Origin of the sequence: Streptomyces silaceus, assembly GCF_001419745.1 — a bacterium.
Classification (GTDB): Bacteria; Actinomycetota; Actinomycetes; order Streptomycetales; family Streptomycetaceae; genus Streptomyces; species Streptomyces silaceus.
The window spans coordinates 1-1,326 of sequence record NZ_LIRJ01000642.1 but is presented as its reverse complement, the minus strand read 5'-3'; the positions used below and the strand labels follow the sequence as shown (position 1 = coordinate 1,326).

At 68.7% G+C, this 1,326-nt stretch carries 1 protein-coding gene; it reads right to left on the bottom strand.

Annotated features, from left to right (window positions below; all coding sequences use genetic code 11):
• Window positions 1-1,246: Asp-tRNA(Asn)/Glu-tRNA(Gln) amidotransferase subunit GatB (gene gatB / locus AOK22_RS38135; RefSeq protein WP_079037106.1), on the bottom strand; the 1,246-nt coding region annotated here is incomplete at its 3' end.
• Window positions 1,247-1,326: the final 80 nt, after the last annotated feature.

Sequence of the window (1,326 nt, the reverse complement as noted above, 5' to 3'; positions counted from 1 at the left end):
CCTGGCGGGCCAGCTTGTCGTTCAGGTCACCGGCGGACACGAGCTCGGTCACCCGGGCCACGTGCTCCGGGGTGATCGGGAGCGAACCGAGCTCCACACCCTGCTCGTTGGCGTTCCTCGCCAGCTCGCCCATCCACCACTTGCGGGCCGACGCGGCGTCCGCGCCCGCGTTGATGGTGGCGACGATCGGGCCGATGGCGTCGGCGTTGAGGATCGACTGCATGTCGTGCTCGGAGATGCCCCACTCCTCGCGGAGGCGGTTGCGGCGCACCCGCGGCAGCTCCGGCAGACCGGCGCGCAGCTCCTCGACCCACTCGCGGGACGGGGCGACCGGCACCAGGTCGGGCTCCGGGAAGTAGCGGTAGTCCTCCGCCTCCTCCTTCACCCGGCCCGACGTCGTGGAACCGTCGTCCTCGTGGAAGTGACGGGTCTCCTGGATGATCGTGCCGCCCGAGGAGAGCACGGCCGCGTGGCGCTGGATCTCGTAGCGCGCGGCGCGCTCGACGGAACGCAGCGAGTTCACGTTCTTCGTCTCGGAGCGCGTGCCGAACTTCTCCTGGCCCTTGGGGCGCAGCGAGAGGTTCACGTCGCAGCGCATCTGGCCCTGCTCCATGCGGGCCTCGGAGACGCCGAGCGCCTTGATGAGCTCGCGCAGCTCGGCGACGTACGCCTTGGCGACCTCGGGGGCGCGCTCGCCCGCGCCCTCGATGGGCTTGGTGACGATCTCGATGAGAGGGATGCCCGCGCGGTTGTAGTCCAGCAGGGAGTGCGAGGCGCCGTGGATGCGGCCCGTCGCGCCACCCACGTGCGTGGACTTGCCGGTGTCCTCCTCCATGTGGGCGCGCTCGATCTCCACGCGGAAGACCTCGCCGTCCTCCAGCTGGACGTCCAGATAGCCGTTGAAGGCGATCGGCTCGTCGTACTGGGAGGTCTGGAAGTTCTTCGGCATGTCCGGATAGAAGTAGTTCTTCCGGGCGAAGCGGCACCACTCGGCGATCTCGCAGTTGAGCGCGAGGCCGATCTTGATGGCCGACTCGACGCCGATCTCGTTCACGACCGGCAGCGCGCCGGGCAGGCCGAGGCAGGTCGGGCAGGTCTGGCTGTTCGCGTCCTGCTTGAGCGCGGTCGAGCAGCCGCAGAACATCTTGGTCTTGGTGCCGAGCTCGACATGGACCTCGAGGCCCATGACGGGGTCGTACGTCGCGAGGGCTTCCTCGTACGACACCAGGTCAGTAGTGGCAGTCACGGTGAAACTTTCCCTCTCAGCCCAGCAGGACGTCGTCGTCGCCGAGGCGCTTGAGCTCACGGAAGAGCAGCGCGACGCCG